The 15,495-nt window shown below is 59.8% G+C and carries 11 protein-coding genes; 3 read left to right on the top strand and 8 right to left on the bottom strand.

Translation table 11 applies throughout. The features are described 5' to 3' along the window. Positions 1-8: 8 nt before the first annotated feature. From clpB to F550_RS0111080, 8 genes are all read right to left on the bottom strand, one after another. Positions 9-2,636, bottom strand: a complete 2,628-nt coding sequence (clpB, locus tag F550_RS0111115) for an ATP-dependent chaperone ClpB (protein ID WP_018148633.1) — start codon at positions 2,634-2,636, stop codon at positions 9-11. A gap of 184 nt (positions 2,637-2,820) precedes the next feature. Next, a complete protein-coding gene (locus F550_RS0111110; RefSeq protein ID WP_018148632.1) occupies positions 2,821-3,705 on the bottom strand; it encodes an RNA polymerase factor sigma-32 in 885 nt (294 codons plus the stop codon). Between the two features lie 173 nt (positions 3,706-3,878). Next, a complete protein-coding gene (locus F550_RS0111105; RefSeq protein ID WP_018148631.1) occupies positions 3,879-4,406 on the bottom strand; it encodes a CarD family transcriptional regulator in 528 nt (175 codons plus the stop codon). Positions 4,407-4,561: 155 nt separating this feature from the next. Then, positions 4,562-4,903 carry a ferredoxin FdxA gene (gene fdxA, locus F550_RS0111100; RefSeq protein ID WP_018148630.1) on the bottom strand — a complete coding sequence of 114 codons (342 nt, stop codon included), beginning with the start codon at positions 4,901-4,903 and terminating at the stop codon, positions 4,562-4,564. Positions 4,904-4,969: 66 nt separating this feature from the next. Further along, positions 4,970-5,410, bottom strand: a complete 441-nt coding sequence (locus F550_RS0111095; protein WP_018148629.1) for a tellurite resistance TerB family protein — start codon at positions 5,408-5,410, stop codon at positions 4,970-4,972. Further along, entirely contained in the window at positions 5,403-5,690 is a 288-nt protein-coding gene (locus F550_RS18965; protein WP_018148628.1) for an RNA-binding S4 domain-containing protein, read from the bottom strand. The genes F550_RS0111095 and F550_RS18965 overlap by 8 nt, the downstream gene beginning before the upstream one ends. Before the next feature lie 8 nt (positions 5,691-5,698). Next, positions 5,699-8,491, bottom strand: coding sequence for a helicase-related protein (locus tag F550_RS17635; protein ID WP_018148627.1), 2,793 nt, complete (start codon positions 8,489-8,491; stop codon positions 5,699-5,701). Positions 8,492-8,540: 49 nt separating this feature from the next. Next, positions 8,541-10,262, bottom strand: a complete 1,722-nt coding sequence (locus F550_RS0111080; protein ID WP_018148626.1) for a glycosyltransferase family 39 protein — start codon at positions 10,260-10,262, stop codon at positions 8,541-8,543. Between the two features lie 216 nt (positions 10,263-10,478). Between F550_RS0111080 and F550_RS0111075 the strand changes: the two genes are divergently transcribed. From F550_RS0111075 to aguB, 3 genes are all read left to right on the top strand, one after another. After that, the gene (locus tag F550_RS0111075; RefSeq protein WP_026180719.1) at positions 10,479-13,559 is read left to right on the top strand and encodes a TonB-dependent receptor; all 3,081 of its coding nucleotides are present in this window, start codon (positions 10,479-10,481) and stop codon (positions 13,557-13,559) included. An 87-nt stretch (positions 13,560-13,646) separates the two neighbouring features. Then, positions 13,647-14,654 carry an agmatine deiminase family protein gene (locus tag F550_RS0111070; protein WP_018148624.1) on the top strand — a complete coding sequence of 336 codons (1,008 nt, stop codon included), beginning with the start codon at positions 13,647-13,649 and terminating at the stop codon, positions 14,652-14,654. Beyond that, a complete protein-coding gene (gene aguB, locus F550_RS0111065) occupies positions 14,651-15,493 on the top strand; it encodes an N-carbamoylputrescine amidase (protein ID WP_018148623.1) in 843 nt (280 codons plus the stop codon). The genes F550_RS0111070 and aguB overlap by 4 nt, the downstream gene beginning before the upstream one ends. The last annotated feature ends 2 nt before the right edge of the window (positions 15,494-15,495 follow it).

The following is a 15,495-nucleotide window of genomic DNA, read 5'->3' as shown; positions in this document are numbered from 1 at the left end:
CGGCTTAGCTAGTTCAAAGCCGCGGCGCCTTTGGCGAAAGCGTTCGGGACGCCGTTGATGGAGAGGGCGTCGCCTTCGACATCAACTCGCACCAGGCTGTTATCCGCAACCTTGCCCTCAAGCACCAGTCGGGCCAGCGGGTCCTGCAGCTCTTTCTGAATGACCCGCTTCAGCGGGCGGGCGCCATAGACGGGATCATAGCCGCGATTGGCGAGCCATGTGCGCGCCGTCTCCGACAGCTCGACTGTGATCTTGCGATCTGCAAGCAGTCTGGAGAGGCGTGACATCTGGATATCGACCACATGGTCGATTTCTTCGCGGCCGAGCCGTTTGAAGAAGACGATCTCGTCGATCCGGTTGATGAATTCCGGACGGAAATGACCGCGCACGGCATTCATCACCATATCGCGCTGGGCGTCACTGATCTCGCCGGCGTCGCCGCTGGCGAGCGCGTCCGCGCCAAGGTTCGACGTCATGATGATGATCGTGTTGCGGAAGTCGACCGTCCGGCCATGACCGTCGGTCAGGCGTCCATCATCGAGCACCTGGAGCAAGGTGTTGAAAAGGTCCGGATGGGCCTTCTCCACCTCGTCGAACAGGACAACTTGATAGGGCCTGCGGCGGACCGCTTCGGTCAGGACGCCGCCTTCCTCATAGCCGACATAACCCGGAGGGGCACCGATCAGCCTTGCAACCGAGTGCTTCTCCTGGAATTCCGACATATCGAGGCGCAGAACTGCGGTATCGTCGTCGAACATGAATTCGGCGAGCGCCTTGGTTAGCTCCGTCTTGCCGACACCGGTCGGACCGATGAACAGGAAAGAGCCGATCGGCCGGTTAGGGTCCTGCAGGCCAGCCCGGGCGCGGCGAACCGCGTTCGAGACAGCGGCAAGCGCTTCTTCTTGGCCAACGACACGTTTTAGGAGTGCATCTTCCATGCGCAGAAGCTTCTCGCGTTCGCCTTCCATCATCTTGTCGACGGGGATACCGGTCCACTTGGACACGACGGCAGCGATATGCTCAGGCCGGACCACTTCTGAGACGAGACCGGCTTCATCCGGCGTCCCTTCAGACTCAGCCTTTTCGACGGCCGAGATACGTGCTTCCAGCTGCGGGATAACGGCGTATTTCAGCTCCGAGGCGCGCGAAAGATCGCCGCGCCGCTGGGCTTCGGCCATTTCTGCATGGGCGCGGTCAAGCTCGTCCTTGGCGGAGGCCGCGCCTTTCAGCTTTTCCTTCTCTGCCGCCCAGGCTGTCGTTAGCTCATCGGATTCAGACTGCAGCTCATCAATCTGGTCCTCGATGGCTTCGAGCCGGTCCTTGGAGGCGCGGTCCTTTTCCTTTTTGAGGGCTTCCGCCTCGATCTTGAGCTGGAGCAGCCGCCGGTCGATCTCGTCGAGGCTTTCCGGCTTGGAATCGACCTGCATGCGCAGGCGCGAGGCCGCCTCATCCATGAGGTCGATCGCCTTGTCAGGCAGAAAGCGGTCAGTGATGTAGCGGTTCGACAGGCTGGCCGCCGACACGATGGCCGCATCCGATACGCGAACACCGTGGTGCGCCTCATACCGGCCTTTGAGGCCACGAAGGATGGAGACCGTGTCGTCGACCGTCGGCTCATTGATGTAGACCGCCATGAAGCGCCGCGCGAGGGCCGCGTCACCTTCGACATATTTGCGGTACTCGTTGAGCGTTGTCGCCCCGACGCAGTGAAGTTCGCCGCGCGCCAGCGCCGGCTTGAGCAGGTTCGACGCATCCATAGCGCCATCTGTTTTGCCGGCACCCACGAGCGTATGCATCTCATCAATGAACAGGACCACGCCGCCCTCGGCCTGCTCGACTTCCTTGATGACCGCTTTCAGGCGCTCTTCAAACTCACCGCGAAACTTTGCGCCAGCAATGAGCGCGCCCATGTCGAGCGCCAGCAGCCGCTTGCCCTTGAGGCTTTCAGGCACGTCGCCGTCGATGATGCGAAGGGCGAGACCTTCGGCGATGGCCGTCTTGCCGACGCCGGGTTCACCGATCAGCACCGGATTGTTCTTTGAGCGCCGCGACAGGACCTGAATGGTCCTGCGGATTTCCTCATCGCGTCCGATGACCGGGTCCAGCTTGCCGGACCGGGCATCTTCTGTGAGGTCGCGCGTGTATTTCTTCAGCGCTTCGTAGCCCTGTTCGGCATTTTCGGTATCGGCTGTGCGGCCCTGGCGGAGTTTGGCGACGGCGGCTTCCAGCGATGATGGCTTCACGCCGCCCGCCTGGAGGGCTTCCGTGGCCTTGGAGCCCGAAAGTCCGGCGAGCGCGATCAGTAACCGCTCAATGGTGACATAGCTGTCGCCAGCCTTCTTCGCGCCCGCATCCGCGTCGGCAAAGAGTTTGGCGGTCTTCTGGTCGAGCCGAAGCCCTGAATCGCCCCCCGAAACGCTTGGCTGGCTGCGTAGCGCTTCCTCGGTTTTTTGCTGGACGATTTCCGGATTGCCTCCGGCGGCACGGATCAGGTTCACAGCCAGACGGTCACGGTCCTCAAGCAAGGTCTTGAGGATGTGTTCAGGCAGGAAAACCTGATGACCGGCAGCGAGGGCTGCGGTCTGGGCGGACTGGAGTACGCCTCTGGCGCGCTCGGTATAGGTGTCCAAATTCATTTCGATCCCCTTTCAAAGGCAGAGTCTTGGTTTTCAGTCGGGGGCCAGCATCATGCTGCGTCCCTCGATTTGGAGACCAGATCCCGCTCAGCGGCAATCCTGCTCCACAGGGGATATGGGGAGCAAAGAAAAGGGCCGCAAGCATTAGCTGCGGCCCGAAAGGGGAAGGAGGAAAGGGGGGACTTTACCGAATAGGAATAAGGCCGGTTTCTTCCGGGTCGCCAACCATTGAGACGAGGGCCTTGCGAAGTTTGCCAAGTGCCTGATGTTCTATCTGGCGGACGCGTTCTTTCGAAATGCCAAGCCGTTTGCCAAGAACTTCGAGCGTAACAGTGTCGTCAGTAAAGCGGCGCTCGCGAATGATGAGATTTTCGCGTTCTGAAAGGGTTTTGAGGGCTTCGAAGATCCACTCGCGGCGGCGCCGGCTGTCGTGCATTTCCATGACGCGGTCCTCGGTGACTTCGTTCTCGTCCTCCAAAAGGTCCTGCCATTGAGCTTCACTGTCAGTCGCAAGGGGGGCGTTGAGCGAGCGATCGGAGGCGGAGAGACGGGAGGCCATGTTCTCGACATCGCGCTCTGGTACGCCAAGATGTGTGGCAATCCAGCTCTTGTTTTCTGGCGTCATCACGCCGTCGCCGGTGTCATCGATCTTGGCGCGCAGGCGCTTCAGATTGAAGAAGAGTGACTTCTGCGCCGCCGTCGTCCCGGTGCGGACAATGGACCAGTTGCGCAGCACGAAATCCTGTATCGAGGACCGGATCCACCAGGAGGCATAGGTCGAGAAGCGAACTTCCCGTTCAGGATCAAATCTTGCCGCAGCAAGCATAAGACCGACATTTCCTTCCTGAACGAGGTCAGATAGCGGAAGCCCGTAATGGCGGAATTTCGAGGCCATCGAGATGACAAGCCGCATATAAGCGCTCGTCAATTCGTGGAGGGCTTCTTCATCGTGTTCGTCGCGCCACCGGACGGCCAGATGAACTTCATGCTCCTGGCTGAGCATCGGTTTGTTCATGGCTGTTCTGACGAAGCGGCGATCTGCATTATCTGTCGTAGAACGAATGGCCATGAGTGGCTCCCAAGTCGGTATTTAGTGCACGGTTCCTTCATTCCATACGCGTATCACGGGTATTGGTTCACAATCGCCGCGACTTTTTTAAGTTTTTTTGTGCCTGAACAAGGAAAGCCCCGCCGGTGAGGGCAGGGCTTTTCCAATTCCGTTGTCGAAAGAGAGACCTGAAATCAGGCGGCCTTCTTCTTCGCCAGCGACTTTGCAAGACGCTCCATGGCGGCATCATGGTCAGTATTTTCAACCGCGGCCAGTTCGCGGGCCATACGGTCCAGCGCGCTTTCGTAAAGCTGACGCTCGGAGTATGATTGCTCCGGCTGGTCCTCGCCGCGATGCAGATCGCGTACAACTTCTGCGATTGAAATCAGATCGCCCGAATTGATCTTCGCTTCGTATTCCTGGGCGCGGCGTGACCACATGGTGCGTTTGATACGTGCCTTGCCACCGAGCGTCTTGAGTGCGTCATCGACAAGCTTCGAGCCAGCAAGGGCACGCATGCCAGATGCTTCAGCACGGTTTGTCGGCACGCGCAGGATCATCTTGTCCTGATCGAAGGATACGACATAGACTTCCAGGGACATGCCTGCGACGGTCTGCTTTTCGACCGCGGTGATCGCGCCGACGCCGTGTGCCGGGTAAACGACCGACTGTCCGACACCAAAAGCGAGCTCCTGGACGTCACCCTGTGATTCTTTTGCCATGTGTTGATAGCCTTTCTACGCAACATAGGCCTGCACGCCCCGGCGACACTTTGAACGTCAAACCGGAGAATAGGACAGGCTCCCTGAAATTAAGTTGCTATTTATATATCAGAAAAACGGCTATTTCACAACTGTGAGTATTTGCGGGTCGAATTCTAGTCGCCTTCGCCCGGCTTTGCACTGAAATATTTTTCCAATTTGTCGGTTTCCTGCGCAAATTTTTCGCGATCTTCAGGAGGTTCTTTCATCCGCGTGATGTTCGGCCAGACCTTCGCGTATTCGGTATTCAGCTTCAGCCACTTGGAATCGGGATCATCCTCGGTGTCCGGCTTGATGGCTTCAACGGGGCATTCGGGCTCGCATACGCCGCAATCGATACATTCGTCCGGATCGATGACGAGCATGTTCTCGCCCTCATAGAAACAGTCGACGGGGCAGACCTCGACACAGTCCATGTATTTGCAGCGGATGCAGGCATCTACAACGATATAGGTCATTCGGTTACGGTATTCCTGACTAGCTCGAGGCGTGCATTTGGCGGCGAAGGCCATTCAAGTCAATCGTCAGATATGACGCGACTCAGCACGGCGGCGCGCCTGTGCGCGGCGGATATCATCGACATGCAGCAGGCTGGCAACGTGCCGGATGAAGGCTTCCTCAAACTTGCAGGCCGCCCCGTCCGCCATGGAGACCAGATAGAGACCCTCAATCACCTTTACGCGTTTCAGCAGCGGCAGTTTCTTGACCTGCTGTGTGAACTGGTGAGAGCCGATGGCCTTTTCCGCCAGGTCTTCACCCTGCTGCAGGACATCATCCACCCTGTCGGCATCAAGGCCGAGACTGTCGAGCAGGATCTCGGCGATCTGGTCGCTTTCAAGATTGGCATAGACGCCGTCCACGAGCGCAACTTCCACCAGAAGGGCGGCGGTCGCCACTTCCGGATCCAGCCCACGCGTCTGGGTTTCGGGTTGTCTTGAAAAGAGCTTCTTAAGCGCGTCAAGCATCGTGGCGCTCCTGATCGTTGATCGAAAGGTCCTCGTAAAGCGCGCGGGCCTCGCTTGCGGGCCCGCGTCGCTCACCATGGTCGAGCACCTGGACGCTTACTATCTGACCGCCTCGCGGGAAACTTACAATATCCCCCGGTAATATTCTGAAACCGGGTTTGCTCACCTTGCGGAGCTGACCACTGCGGGTAAGGCGTACGCCCTTGCCTGAAACAAACCCTGCGGCAAGCGACCTGGTCTTGAAAAACCGGGCGCGCCACAGCCAGACATCCAGTCGCAATTGCTCGCTTATGATTTGGTCTCCGAAGCGTCAGGGGCGTCTTTTGGTGCAGTATTCTCAGGCGTGGCCGCAGGCGTATCCTGAGGCGTCTCGGTTGCTTGAGCCGGATTGCCCTCAGCCGGCGGCGCTGTCGGTGCGGCCGTGGCAGACGGTGCCTGCTTTGGCTTCTTCTTTTTCTTGGGCTTCGGCCTTGGCTGTGGCGGGGGTGGCAGCAGGCTTGCCAGCGCGGCAAACGGACTGTCAGGATCAGGCTGGCGTTGCTGCGGTTGTGGGCGACCACGCCCACGGGGCGGCCGGCCTTTACTGTCGCCAGGCTTGCCCTCTTTCGGTGGCCGCGCATTCTTCTGGCCGGGTGGCGGACGCTTGCCTTTCGGTGGCCCGTCCTGGCGGTTGCGTGAAAGATAGCGCCAAAGCGTCACGGTGCCCGTTTCCGGATCCTTCTCGGCCGGAGCGAGGCCGAACCCTTTCACCACTGCCGGAAACTCGTCGCCCGGACATGAAATGACCGATGCCAATTCTGCGGGAAGCTCGAAAGTCGGCTTGGCGGCCTCCTTGCGGCGCTTTGAAATTTCCCAGCCGAGACGTTCCGCCAGATCAGCACGCACCGCCCGCTTGCCAAACCGCAGATAGCCCTGCGCGTGCAATTCGGCGTCATCCCACTCGCCATCAAGCTCGAAAGACCCCGCGCCTTCAGGCGCAACGCGGCGGGCCTTGCCGGTATGACTGGCCTGCAGGAGTGCGATAAGACGCTGGGCAGCCGGCTTCTGGGCGTCCGGCACATGCGCGGCGACACGGCCTGTGCGAAGGCCAGCCACTTTCAGGGCTTCGCGTTCCTCACGCGACACATGAGGCGGCGGGGTTTCTTCGCGAAGATCGATGGCGGCGCCGCTTTCAAGCAAGCGAAACGCGAGACCGCGCGCCATGCCCTGAAGGCCTTCGCCGGTTTCGCCCGCCTTCAGCTTCGCGTGCGTCGGCAGGACACGCTTCATTTCTTCGCCCAGCCATTCCTCGAGGCGTTTCAGTGCTGCCTCGCGGCGGTGGGCTTCGGAGTCTTCGGCGCCAATCAGCTCGAGACGCGGGGCCAGCCAGTTTGGTCCGGGCTTCAGGCGCGCGATTTCTTCGCCTTTCCAGGTCACATGGCCTACATCCGACAGGGCAAAAACATCTGAAGCCGCGCCTGCGATTTCTGCCAGACGTTCGGCAAGTATCGGGCCCAGCGCTGAAACGGCGGCAGAGCGCACAGCCTTGCCTTCCAGCGTTTTCGCTGTCGATGCAGGTTCAAAGTGCAGGCCAACAAGACGGCCGACGACATGGCCCTCAACAGTGACTTCTCCGGTTTCAGACAGTTCGGTCAAAAGCAGATCTTCCCTTTTCAGTCCGGCGAGCAGGGCTGTGGTGCGCCGGTCAACAAAGCGCAATGTAAGCGCTGCGTGAAGGGCATCCGAAAGCCTGTCTTCTATTTCACGCGTCTTATCGCGCCAATAGCCGGGGTTTTCCAGCCAGTCTTCACGATGGGCGGCATAGGTCCACGTCCGGATCATGGCAAGCCTGTGCTGGAGGCTGGCAATGTCTGGAACGTTGGCTTCCAGATTATCCATGCGCTTTTCCATGGCCGTATCGCCAAGCCGCGCATCCGGGTCCGCCAGGGTTTCAGCCAGGCCGAGAACAAGGCGGCCATGGCCCTCATGCCCGGATTTCCGGAAGTCCGGCAGCCGCGCCAGATCCCAGAGACGGCGAACCTGTCGCTCGCCTCTTATGTTCGGGCCGATGCCGGCATCCTCGGCCATCCGTCGCAGCACCCACTCATCAAGGGCATGCGGGTTCTGGCGAAGGACCGGGTGACCTGACGGACGCGCAAGGCTCGCGATCAGCGTCTTGATCGAGCGGTAATCGAGTTTGGAGTTTCGCCACTGCAGCTCATCGACCGGATCGAAGCGGTTCGCCTCGATCGCGCGAACCAGCTCTTCCTCGAAAGGCGGGCAGTCGCCAGTTTCGCCAAACTCGCCATCCGTCCTAAAGCGGCCGGCCCGCCCGGCGATTTGCCCGGCTTCGGCCGCGCTCAGCCAGCGGCGGCGGCGTCCGTCGAATTTCGAGCGCGCGGCAAAGGCAATGCGCTCGACATCAAGGTTGAGCCCCATGCCGATCGCGTCGGTGGCAACGAGATAGTCCACCTCGCCCGACTGGTAGAGGGCAACCTGCGCATTGCGTGTGCGAGGGCTAAGCGCGCCCATGACGATCGCGGCGCCGCCCTTCTGGCGCTTCAGAAGCTCGCCGATCGCATAGACCTGCTCGGTCGAGAAAGCGACGATGGCGGACCGCTTTGGCAGCTTCGTGATCTTTGTCGGACCGGCATAGCGCAGCTCAGAGAAGCGCTCCCGCGTATTGGTATCGACGTCGAGGTCGAGGTCACGCAACACGGCGCGCATGGTCTCAGCGCCAAGCAGCAGGGTTTCCTGGGAGCCTCGGGCATGAAGAATGCGGTCGGTGAAGACGTGCCCGCGGTCATCATCGCCCGCAAGCTGGATTTCATCCACGGCCAGGAATTCGACGCGCTTGTGGACCGGCATCGATTCCACCGTGCACACCCAGTAGCGCGCTGTCGGTGGCTCGATCCGTTCTTCGCCAGTAATAAGCGCGACGGCCTTCTCGCCCTTGGCCTTGACCACACGGTCATAGACCTCGCGCGCCAGGAGGCGCAGCGGCAGACCGATCATACCGCTGGCATGGCCCATCATCCGTTCGATGGCGTAATGCGTCTTGCCGGTATTGGTCGGGCCGAGAACGGCCTTCAGGGTGCCCATATCAGTGCAACTGCCAGAAAGAGGGGAGAGGGTTCAAGCGAAGGTGCGCTCAATTCTGCTGAGGGCAAGGCTCTGGCGCATCCATGCGCTGGTCCTCGAAACGCTCGACCCAGCTGCTCGTCCTGGGCAGCGGATTAAAGCCGGACGCCCGGTAAAGCACAAGTTCTCGCACGATGGGACAGCCGTTCGAGCGCGTGCCGAGATCAACGCTGATCGCACCAACCTTCTCGAATGTTTCAAAGTCCGCCGCGATTGCAGGCCGTCTGTTCGGACGGTAACTCGCGACCAGCACGTCACTGTCAATCTCGGCGGTCAGGGGCTGCTGCTCGGCAAAGCTGTGCGCGCCTTCATTGTAGCGCCAGAGGATGAGCGGTGCATCGATCCGGTCTTTGAGATAAAAGTCGAGACCGTGCCAGACTTCGCGCTCATCGGTGACAAGCGCGCTCGGCGTGCCTGTCTCCTGCGTAAACGCCGCCAGCTGGTCTGCCAGTGGATCCCAGCCGCGCGTGCGTTTGAGCGCATTATCGAGATCGAGCGGGCCTGAGATCGCACCGGGAATGACCAGCGCCGTCAGCATAACGAGCCCGAGCACCCCATGGAGCGTCAGACCTGCCCAGAAGAGGCCTTCAGGCCGGAAGCGGAACGCGAACGCAAAGACGACGATACCGGCCGCCACCGCGAGCCCAACCATAAGTCTTGCGGCCAGCGTAAAGTCCGGTGCGAACAGAAACCCGATGGCCGAAAGCACCGCAATCACGGCCCAGAGCCAGCGATTTGGCCCCGCTCGCAGGAAGAAGATGGCGATCAGGATGGAGGCGGCTGGATAGGCTGTTGCTGCCCAGTTTGCATGCGCGCGCGATAGCACCGACTGAAACAGGATGATCGTCAGCACAGGCACGATGAAGGCGCTCAGCCACAATTCCTGGCGGCCTGTTTCAGGCCTTCGGCTGGCGCGAAGGAAAAAGAGCGCCGCGATGAGCCCCAGAAAGCTGATCGGGCCGAAAACGCCCATCTGGTCGGCAAGGAATTTGAGGAGGTTTTCGGGGTTGATGAGATCGCCGCCGAGATTGGCATTGTCCACCGTATGACCGACCGTCGCAAAGTCGTTCGCCGCGTTCCAGACAAGGTGCGGGGCGATGACGATCAGGGCCGCGGCCAGGGCGCCTGCCCCCTTTGCCGAGACAAGCGCGCGGCGTGTCGGCGTGTCGAAAATGACAGTGAGCATAATGCCGATGGCGAAATAGAGCATCGCATATTTGGCGAGGAAGCCCGCGCCAACAGCCACGCCGAGGCCGATGAAACCGGCCCAGCCAGCCTCTCCTTCACGCACCCGCCAGAGCAGGTACAACGCAAATGACCAGATCGGCATCAGGACGCCATCGGTCGACAGAACCGCCGAGGACAGCCAGACGGCGGGCATCAACGCATAGCCAAGACCTGCCAGCAAGCCGGTGCGTGGCCCGACCATTCGCCTGCCAAGAAGGAAGAGACACCAGGCCGCCGCCGTATGAAGAGACGCGGCCGGAAGGCGCACTGCAGTGGCGGTGTCGCCAAAGATCGCCGTGCTGGCATGGATGACCCAGGCGATCAGCGGCGGTTTGGAGTAATAGCCCCAGTCTAGCGTCTCTCCCCAACGCCAGTACTGGGCCTCGTCGGCATAGAGTTCCAGCGGCGATAGAATGACGCTCGTGACGCGCAGAGCGAGAAGCCCCAAAAGAATCAGGGCCGTGAGCCTGGCGTAATCTGTCTGCTTGATGCGCATGTCTGTCATCTCACGCTGCTGCTAACCCGCTGTCGCACAGAACACCAGCACTGGCGCTGATGTGTGGCTTTTTTGCACGCCTTTTTGACCGAATGCTGCGGTGCACTGGAGAGTAATGTACATGTCACGAAACCGTTACAGACGGGGCATAGAGGCGCGATCATTGAGCTTTGATCCGCTTGCTTCTCAGGTGGCCAGGGCTGTGCAACCGAAGAGGGGTTCTTCATGTCCAACTGGAAACTATTGTCTGGTGTGGCGGCGGCTACACTGTTCACCGCGGCGATCGTCGCCCCAGCTGAAGCGCAGGTCACCACATCTGGTGTCCGCGGTCAGGTTACTGACTCGTCCGGCTCACCGGTCGTCGGCGCAGATGTCATCGTCCGCGATCCTGAAACCGGCCTGACGCGCACCACGAGCACGACGAGCACGGGTTCCTATGTTCTGCGCAACCTTCCGGTCGGCCAGTCCTACACGGTCGAAATTCTCGCCACTGACTTTCAGGGCCGCGCAGTTGAGAATATCGCTCTGTCTCTGGGTGATCAGGCTGAGGTGAACTTCACGCTCGACGATGGCAACCGCACGATGGACACCGTCGTTGTTACCGCGTCCGCCTCGAACCTCGCTCAGGTCGCGATCGGCCCATCAGCGACTTTCGGACTTGAAACGCTCCAGAATGCACCATCGATCAACCGCAACATCACCGACGTCCTGCGCCTCGACCCGCGCGTGTATGTCGATGAATCCCGCGGCGACATCAACGGCGTTCAGTGTGGCGGCAAGAACTCCCGCTTCAACTCGCTGACAGTCGATGGCGTCAAGCTGAACGACAATTTCGGCCTGAACTCGAACGGTTACCCAACCGAGCGCATTCCGTTCTCATACGACGCTATTGATCAGGTCTCGATCGAGCTTGCGCCGTTCGATGTCCAGTATGGCGGCTTCTCGGCCTGTAACATCAACGCTGTCACCAAATCCGGCTCCAACGAGTTCCACGGCTACGTCTTCGGTGATTACACCAGCAACGACCTGCGCGGCGACAGCCTCGAGGGCGAAGACATTGTCAGCGGCGACTATGACGAATACCGCTACGGTTTCGGCGTCGGTGGTCCAATCGTCCAGGACAAACTGTTCTTCTTTGCTGCGTACGAAAAGCTTGAAGGCGCGAACCTCTTCGACCGCGGTCCGCTTGGGTCCGGTGCTGTCAACGAAGTGAACATCACGCAGGCAGAAGTCGACGAGATCCGTGCGATCTCGCAGAATCTCTACGGCTATGATCCAGGTGAGATCCCAACCAGCTTCGACAATGAAGACGAGAAGATCCTCGTCAAACTGGACTGGAACATCAACCAGAACCACCGTGCGACATTTACGTACAACTGGAATGACGGCTTCAACATTGCGGCCTCCGACGGAGACCTCTCCGAGCTCGAATTCTCCAACCACCTCTACGAGCGTGGCGCAGAACTCGAAGCCTATGTCGGCTCGATCTATTCCGATTGGACGGACAACTTCTCGACCGAAATTCGCGTCGGCTATTCCGAACTTGCTAACCGCCAGAACTCTCTCGGTGGTACCGACTTCGGCGAGATCACGATCGAAACCGACGATGTCCATGTCTACCTCGGCGGCGACGACTCGCGTCAATCGAACGTCCTGAACTACGAGACCCTCAACGTCGCCCTCAAGGGTTTCTACACCCTCGGCAATCACAACCTCACATTTGGTTATGAGCAGGAAGCGCTCGACGTCTTCAACTTGTTCGTCCAGCACACGGAAACCGAAATCGATTTCGACCGTAACCCGAACACGGTTGGCGCTGGCTTCGATCCGGCAATCGAGAACTTCCGTCTCGGTCTTGCTGACAATGTGAACTACAACAACGCACCTTCCGGCAATCCGGACGACGCGGCCGCCGACTGGGGTTATGAAGTCCACACTGTCTACGCCCAGGATGAGTTCGACTTCGGCAACGGCCTCGTACTGACCGGCGGCCTGCGTTACGACTGGTACGCAACCGATGACCGTCCTGAGACGAATTTCGACTTCCTGGTCGATTACGGCTTCAAGAACGATCAGAACCTCGACGGCAAAGGCCTGCTTCAGCCACGCCTTGGCTTCACCTGGGACATTGATGATACGCTCGATCTTCGCGGCGGCGTCGGCATCTATTCCGGCGGCAACCCGAACGTCTGGCTGTCGAACACTTTCTCCGCAAACAACGTTCTTCAGTTTGGCGCAGACGGTGGAGCCTTCGGTCTCGAAAACGGTGTAACGTCGCTCTTCGGTATTCCTTACACCATGTGTGAGGCAGGCGTTCCGACCGGTCCTGGTTACTGTGTTCCTCAATCAATGGCCGACGCTGTTGCAGCCGGTCAGGGTTCCAACTTCGAGATCAACTACCTCGATCCAGACTTCGAAATTCCGTATGAGTGGAAGTGGGCCTTCGGTGCCACCAAATTCATCGATATTCCGGCTATCGGCGGCGAGTATGTACTCTCCGGCGACGTGCTCTACACCCAGGGTGAAGAGCGCGCGGTCTGGATCCGCGGCGATTTGGAACAAACCGGTGTCGTTGTCGGGCCTGATGGCCGCGGCTATCCGTCTTACTCCAGTGTTCGTGAGCCGGCATTTGTCCTCACGAACTCGGAATCGTCGCCGAAGTCTCTGCTGGTCTCGGCAGCGGTCTCCAAAGACTATGATTTCGGCCTCGACTGGTCATTCGGTTACGCATACTCGGATGCCGAAGACGTACACCCGATGACCTCGTCGGTAGCATTCTCGAACTATGTAAACCGCGCGTTTGCAGACCCTCAGGATGTTTCTGCCGCACGCTCGGATTACAACATCGAGCATCGCTTCACGGCTCTCGTGAACTATGAGCGGGCATTCTTCGGTGACAACCTCACCAAGTTTACCGCGTTCGGCCAGGCAAACTCCGGCGCGCCATACAGCCTGACCATCGACGCTGACCCGAACAGCATCACCGGCTTCACTCCGTTCCTTGAAGGCAATCCATTCCTTGCTTTCGGCCAGGAGCGTAACGCTCAAGAAGGTTCGTGGTGGGGCAAGGTCGACATCAAAGTCGAACAGGAATTCAACCTGTTCAATGATCACGTCGCCTCCGGTTTTGTTGTCATCGACAACTTCACCAACCTGCTCAACGACGAATGGGGCGTCCTGCGTCAGCGCGGCTTCCCTGCCCAGTGCACGGTCGATGTGGGCGGTCAGCCGACCGAACGTTGCGAAGCCCGTATTGGCGACGCATCGCGCTACGAAATCCGTCTCGGTCTGCGCTACGAATTCTAGGCGCTCCGACAGGACGATACTTCAGAGAGGGCGGCTCCATGCGGGCCGCCCTTTTTCTTTGCGTCAAGCTATGGCAAATCGCGCTGCATGACCGACACGACGATTGCTTTCACCCCAGCCGAATGGGCGCCCCAGTCTGCTATCTGGGCAGGATGGCCGCATCTGAAGGATGCGTGGGCCGATGATTACGAGGGCGCTCAGCGCGAGATTGCGGCGCTGATCGAAGCGCTCGCGCCGGTGGTGCGCGTCAAGCTCGTCATTGGTGACAGTGCATCGCGCGCTGAGGCTGCAGATCTTGTCGGCGATAAGGCCGAGATGTTCGACGCGCCCATGGGCGACATCTGGCTGCGCGACATAGGCCCCGTTTTCGTCAAGTACCTCAACCGGCTTGAAGGCCTTGGCTTCACCTTTAATGGCTGGGGCGGCAAGTACGAGCTGGAGGGCGATACCGAGACGGCCGCAGCGATTGCGCGCCTTGAAGGTCATCCGCTGAAACGGCTTCCTTTCGTGCTGGAAGGCGGGGCCGTCGAGCAGGACGGCGAGGGCACGCTGATCACGACGCGTCAATGCGTCCTGAATCCCAACCGCAATCCGGACTGGAGCCAGGAAAAGGCCGAAGACAATCTGAAGCTCGCTTTCAATGCACAGCGTATCGTCTGGCTGGGCGATGGCCTTCTGGGTGACCATACGGATGGCCATGTCGACAATATTGCCCGTTTCATCGCGCCCGGCCATGTCGTCTGCCAGACGCCATCTGGAAATGATGACCCGAACGCCGATATCCTGCGAGAGATCGAAGACACGCTTCGTGCCGCCGAGCTTCAGGTTTCGACGATCCCCTCGCCCGGACGGATCGAGGATGAGGACGGCGAGCCAATGCCCGCGAGCCACATGAATTTCCTGATTTCGAACGGGCGCGTTATCCTGCCGGTCTATGAAGACGAACACTCAAAGCTGGCAAAGGTAGAGCTTCAGGCCCTGATGCCGGGCCATGAAGTCATCGCCCTGCCATCACGCCATATCCTCTCAGGCGGGGGCAGCTTCCATTGCATGACCCAGCAAGTGCCTGAAACCGATGGAGGTCTCTCGACATGAGCAGAACCGTAAAGGTCGCCGCGATCCAGGCTTCGTTCAGCCAGGACATGCAGGCCAATATCGACAAGGTGAAGACGCTGGTGCGCGAGGCTGCCGGCAAGGGCGCCGAGATCATCCTGCCGTCGGAACTCTTCTGCGACCACTATTTCTGCAAGGTGCAGGACGAGAAGTTCTTCCGCACGGCCTATCCATGGGCAGAGCACCCAGCCGTCGAACAGCTGGGAGAGCTCGCAAAGGAGCTGGGCGTCGTTATCCCGGTGTCGATCTACGAAAAAGACGGCCCGGAATACTACAATTCCATCGTCATCATCGACGCCGACGGCACCCCGCTTGGCGTCTATCGCAAGTCCCATATACCTGATGGGCCGGGCTATATGGAGAAGTTCTACTTCCGGCCCGGAAATACCGGTTTTCGTGTCTGGGACACGATGAAAGGCCGGATCGGCGTCGGCATCTGCTGGGATCAGTGGTTCCCTGAAACGGCCCGCGCGATGACGCTCATGGGCGCCGATGTGCTCTTCTATCCAACAGCGATCGGGTCAGAGCCACATGATGCCGACCTCGACACAGCCGCCCGCTGGCGCCGCGCCATGCAGGGGCATGCGGTCTCCAACGTCATACCGGTCGTCGCCGCCAACCGCACCGGCAATGAAGAGGGCCAGGCCTTTTACGGGACGAGCTTCATTGCCGACCATGCCGGTGAGATCGCCGATGAGCTTGGCCGCGATGAGGAGGGCGTCATCATGGCTGAATTCGACCTCGACTTCCTCGACCGCCACCGCGCCGCCTGGGGATTCTTCCGCGACCGCCGCACCGACCTCTATGAAGTGCTCGGCTGATA

It is taken from the genome of Henriciella marina DSM 19595, from assembly GCF_000376805.1.
Classification (GTDB): Bacteria; Pseudomonadota; Alphaproteobacteria; order Caulobacterales; family Hyphomonadaceae; genus Henriciella; species Henriciella marina.
The sequence above is the reverse complement of the archived record's forward strand: the minus strand, read 5'-3'. Positions and strand labels throughout refer to the sequence as shown.